This window comes from Nocardiopsis sp. TNDT3 (assembly GCF_003427465.1).
Lineage (GTDB): Bacteria > Actinomycetota > Actinomycetes > Streptosporangiales > Streptosporangiaceae > Nocardiopsis > Nocardiopsis dassonvillei.
The window spans coordinates 1-4,929 of sequence record NZ_QPFC01001206.1; the positions used below are offsets into that span (position 1 = coordinate 1).

Below are 4,929 nucleotides of genomic sequence, written 5' to 3' on the forward strand. Positions count from 1 at the left end.
CCAGCGCGCGGTAGTCCAGCAGCCGGTCCTCCAGCACCTCCAACGAGGGGCCCGCGTCGTGGCTGTCGGCGTAGCCGCGCCCCGGCTCCCGCACCGGCGACTCGTCGGCGGGCACGTCGGCCAGCGCCCTCCTGACCCTGGCCAGGATCCGCTCGCGGCTGCTCATCGGCCCTCCCCCTCGCGCCTGTCCCACCACTGGCGGAAGGACTCGGCCGGGACGTCGGGCACGTCCCTGGTGTCGGTCCAGGCCCCCGCCAGGCCCGGCAGGTGGCGCGGGACCGCGCGGCGCCCCAGCCCCGCCGCCCGCTGGACCGCGCCCAGCGTCCGCGGGGAGGACAGCACCGCCTCGGCGCCCGCCATGAGCGCCTTCTCCCCCGCGTGCCCGGAGCGCTCCACGACCTCCTCGCGCAGGTGCACCAGCACCTCGGGGATGTCGATGGCCACCGGGCACACCTCGTAGCAGGCCCCGCACAGCGAGGACGCGTAGGGCAGCGCCTCGTCCACCGGCGAGGACATCCCCCGCAGCTGCGGGGTGAGGATCGCGCCGATCGGACCCGGGTAGACCGAACCGTAGGAGTGCCCGCCGGTGCGCTCGTAGACCGGGCAGGTGTTCAGGCACGCCGAGCAGCGGATGCAGCGCAGCGCCTGGCGGCCCACGGTGTCGGCCAGCACGTCGGTGCGGCCGTTGTCCAGCAGCACCAGGTGGAACTCCTGGGGGCCGTCGCCCGGCGTCACCCCGGTCCAGGTGGAGGTGTAGGGGTTCATCCGCTCGCCGGTGGAGGAACGCGGCAGCAGCTGGAGGAACACCTCCAGGTCCGACCAGGTCGGCACGATCTTCTCGATGCCGACCACGGAGATCAGCGTCCGGGGCAGTGTCAGGCACATGCGCCCGTTGCCCTCCGACTCCAGCACCACGAGCGTGCCGCTGTCGGCCACCGCGAAGTTGGCCCCCGAGATCGCGGTGCGGGTGCGCAGGAAGCGTTCGCGCAGGTGCACGCGGGCCGCCTCGGCCAGCGCCCGGGGGTCGTCGGTCAGGCCCCGGGGCGCGGGCACGCCCCACTCGGCCATCTGCTCCAGGAAGATCTCGCGGATCTGGGCGCGGCCCAGGTGGATGGCGGGGACCAGGATGTGCGAGGGCAGGTCCTCGCCCAGCTGCACGATCAGCTCGGCCAGGTCGGTCTCGTAGGCGGTGATCCCGGCGGCGGCGAGGGCGTCGTTGAGTTCGATCTCCTGGGTGGCCATCGACTTGACCTTGACCACGTCGGTCTCGCCGGTGTCCCGGACCAGCCGGGTGACGATCTCGTTGGCCTCGGCCGCGTCGGAGGCCCAGTGCACCCGTCCGCCCGCCCGGTGGACGGACTCCTCCAGCTGTTCCAGGTAGTGGTCCAGGTGGCGCAGGGTGTGCTCCTTGACCGCGGCGCCCTCCGCCCGCAGGCGCTGCCAGTCCTCGTGCAGCTCGTCGACGACGGAGGCGCGCTTGTCGCGGATGGTGTGCGTGGCCCTGCGCAGGTTGTGCCGCAGGCGGGCGTCGTTGACCGCGCCCGCGGCGGCCTCGGGAAAGGGCGGGATGCCCAGGAACGTCGCGCTCATCGGTATGCGCCCTCCTCGTCTCTTTGGACCTCCGCTTCGCTTCGGCCCACCCGTCGCCCGCCATCGCCCGTCGGGGACGCTGCGCGTCGGGACGGGCTACCGCCCTCAACGGACGCCTGCGGCGCGGTGTCTTCCTTGTTCGGGCGCCCGGAGAACGGGAACCTTCGGTGCCTTCGGCGTATTCGCTCGTGCCCGCCCGTCACCCGCCACCGCCCCAATCGACGCCTGCGGCGCAGTTCTTCCCACGGGAATCCGCCTCCGCCCCCTCCAGAACCCCGTGGGCGCCCTCCTTCTCGGTGCTGGCCAGGATCTCGGCCAGGTGCGCCACCCTCATCCCCGACCGCTGCCGAGACAAGGTGCCGCCGATGTGCATCAGGCAGGAGTTGTCCACCGCGCACAGCACCTCGGCGCCGGTCTCCACGGCGTGGCGGGCCTTGTCCGCGCCCATGGCCGAGGACACGTCGCCGTTCTTGACCGCGAAGGTACCGCCGAAGCCGCAGCACTCGGTGGCCCCGGGCAGCTCCACCAGCTCCAGGCCGCGCACGGCGCGCAGCAGTCGGTAGGGGCGGTCGCCCAGGCCGAGCATGCGCAGCCCGTGGCAGGTGGGGTGGTAGGCCACCTTGTGCGGGTAGTAGGCGCCCACGTCCGTCACGCCGAGCACGTCCACCAGGAACTCGGTGAGGTCGTACACGCGCGGGGCGAGGTCGGCCACCTTGCGCGACAGGCGGCTCCCGCTCGCGCCCAGCCGCGGGTAGTTGTCGCGGACCATGGCCGCGCAGGAGGCGGAGGGGACCACGACGGCGTCGGCGCCCTCGAAGGTGCGCACGAAGCGCACGGCCAGACGGCTCGCCGAGCGCCGGTAGCCGGTGTTGTAGTGCATCTGCCCGCAGCAGGTCTGGCCCTCGGGGAAGACCACCTCGTGCCCCAGGCGCTCCAGGAGGCGCACGACCGCCCGTCCGGTGCCGGGGAACAGTGTGTCGTTGACGCAGGTGATGAACAGCGCGATCCGCATGTGCCTCCTTCGTGCCCCGCCGACCGGCGCGCGCGTGCGGACCCGCCGGGTCGGCCCACGCGGTGCGCTGCCATGGCGGAACTGCTCGCCACGAGCCTGGGGTGGTCGGACCACTTTCGCACGCCGGGAAGCATCTGGGCAAGAAAGGGAGCGAAAAGGGTGATGCGGGGCGAGGGGATGGAAAATTGGTATGATCTCTTGGCGGTGGTGGTGACGCGGGACACGTGAGAACCCAGCCCCGCTCCCGCACCCGTCCCGGCCCCGTCGGGCCGACGGACGACCCGGGCCACCGCGCAGACTGGAGGGATCTTCCGTGAGCGACCCCGACGCCGGGCGCACCACCGTCACCCGGCGCGCCGCCGACCGGATCAAGGCGATGATCGCCGACGGGCGGGTCGGACCGGGGGAGCGCCTGCCCACCGAACGCGACCTGTCCGCGCAGCTCGGGGTGTCCCGCAGCTCCATGCGCGAGGCCATCCGCTCCCTGACCACGCTCGGCGTCCTGGAGTCCCGCCACGGCGCGGGCGTCTACGTCACCGCGCTGCGCCCCGCCGACCTGCTGGAGACCTTCTCCGTCCTGGCCGAGGTCTCCCAGGGGCACACCCTCCTGGAGGTCCTCCAGGTGCGGCGCATGCTCGAACCCGCCGCCACCGCCCTGGCCGCCGCGCGCGCCAGCGACGAGGACCTCGACCGCATCGGCGCCCTGCTGGAGCGGATCGAGGGCGGGGACGACACCTCCGGCGCCGACACCGTCGCCGCCGACCTGGGCTTCCACCAGGCCATCGTGGCCAGCACCGGCAACGCCACCCTGGCCGCGGTCAACGACGGCCTGTCCTCGCGCACCTTCCACGCCCGCGTGTGGGCGGGGCACCGGGAGGCCGGGCTCACCGCCAAGCTGCGCGAGGACCACCTGCGCATCCACGAGGCCCTGGTGGCACGCGACCCCGACGCCGCCCGGGCCGCCGCGACCGTGCACGTCCTGCGCGTGGAGCGCTGGCTCAGCGCGGAACTGGCCGACTGAGCGCCACCGCGCCACCACTTCGGCGCGTCACCGCGTCACCGCGTCACCGTTTCGCCGCGCCGCCTTTTCACCGCGTCACCGCCCCTCGGACCGGCCGGGTCGCCCGCCGCGGTCGCGGATCCTGTCGGCGAACTCCTCGGCCCGCAGCAGCCGCGCCAGGTCCTCGCGCCGGGCGGTCGGCGGGCGCTCCCCGGCGGCCTCGGGCGCCTGCTCGGGGATCTCCTGGCCCAGCTCCGCGTCGATGCCCAGGACGTCGTGGTCCTCGATCTCCTCGATCCGGTGGCCCTCCGGGAAGTACCGCAGGAAGTCGGCCACCGCGGAGTCCTGGTCCGCGGCCCCCACGTCCGTGTCCGCGTCCACGTCGTCGTCGTAGCCGGGGTCCCAGGCCCCCGTGTCGAACTCGTCGAAGCCCTCGGTTGACTCTGTCACCGGCGTCCCCCTCACGCTCGGTTCCCCACTCCGATCATGCCCGCTCCGACCGGAGGACGCCAGGGGCTGATGCGAGGGGAGAGGCGGGTGTGAAACCGGGCGAGGTGACGCACGGTAGGCTTCTGCCGCGCTGTCCGATATGTGAACGGAGCCCCCTCTGTCGTGCGCGAGCGCGTTCGAGTCATCGTCGACGCCCCCTGGTTCCAGGCCTGCGTCATCACCCTCATCCTCGTCAACGCCGTCATCCTCGGCGCGGAGACCTCACCCCGGGTGACGGACTCCTACGGCCGCCTCCTGCGCGCCGTCGACCTGACCATCCTCGCCCTGTTCGTCCTGGAACTGGGGATGAGGATGTACGCCCACCGGCGGGAGTTCTTCCGCGACCCCTGGAGCTGGTTCGACCTGGTGATCGTCGGCATCGCGCTGCTGCCCGCCTCCGGCCCCTTCTCGGTGCTGCGGGTCCTGCGCGTGCTGCGGGTGCTGCGCCTGCTGTCGGTGATCCCGACCCTGCGCCACGTCGTCACCGGCCTGTTCCGGGCCCTGCCCGGCATGATGTCCATCCTGTTCCTGGTGGTACTGCTGCTGTACGTGTCGGCGGTCATGGCCACCGAACTCTTCGCCGACGTCTCGCCGCAGTACTTCGCCGACCTGCCCGCGTCGCTGTTCACCCTGTTCCAGATCGCCACCGCGGACGGCTGGGGCACCATCGCCAAGGACGTGATGGAGCACAAGCCGATGGCGTGGGTGTTCTTCGTGGTCTTCGTGCTGGTGTCCACGCTGGTGGCGCTCAACCTGTTCATCGCCGTGGCCGTGGAGGCCCTGGAGAAGGACGACGAGGAGAGCGGCGGCGGTGGCGGGGGCGGCGGCGCCGCTCTCC

General features: G+C 72.7%; 5 protein-coding genes and 1 pseudogene. 2 read left to right on the plus strand and 4 right to left on the minus strand.

What is annotated here, in order from left to right; genetic code table 11:
• The 3 genes and pseudogenes from DQW06_RS25865 to DQW06_RS25875 form a co-directional block, all read right to left on the minus strand.
• Window positions 1-166: pseudogene (locus DQW06_RS25865) on the minus strand (lactate utilization protein C); the annotation flags it as partial.
• Window positions 163-1,590 (minus strand): lactate utilization protein B, encoded by a 1,428-nt coding sequence (locus DQW06_RS25870; RefSeq protein WP_013153619.1) that lies wholly within the window; start codon window positions 1,588-1,590, stop codon window positions 163-165. The gene DQW06_RS25870 and the pseudogene DQW06_RS25865, both read right to left, overlap by 4 nt.
• A 199-nt stretch (window positions 1,591-1,789) precedes the next feature.
• On the minus strand, window positions 1,790-2,602 hold the full coding sequence (locus DQW06_RS25875; protein ID WP_117199476.1) for a (Fe-S)-binding protein: 813 nt from the start codon (window positions 2,600-2,602) through the stop codon (window positions 1,790-1,792).
• Window positions 2,603-2,915: 313 nt separating this feature from the next.
• On the opposite strand from DQW06_RS25875, the gene DQW06_RS25880 reads away from it, so the two are divergent.
• Window positions 2,916-3,623, plus strand: coding sequence for a FadR/GntR family transcriptional regulator (locus DQW06_RS25880; protein WP_117199477.1), 708 nt, complete (start codon window positions 2,916-2,918; stop codon window positions 3,621-3,623).
• 75 nt (window positions 3,624-3,698) lie between these two features.
• Here the strand turns inward: DQW06_RS25880 and DQW06_RS25885 are convergent, their stop codons facing one another.
• A complete protein-coding gene (locus tag DQW06_RS25885) occupies window positions 3,699-4,052 on the minus strand; it encodes a hypothetical protein (RefSeq protein WP_117199478.1) in 354 nt (117 codons plus the stop codon).
• Window positions 4,053-4,214: 162 nt separating this feature from the next.
• Here DQW06_RS25885 and DQW06_RS25890 point away from each other — a divergent pair.
• On the plus strand, window positions 4,215-4,929 hold a 715-nt coding region (locus tag DQW06_RS25890; RefSeq protein ID WP_157983607.1), incomplete at its 3' end, for an ion transporter.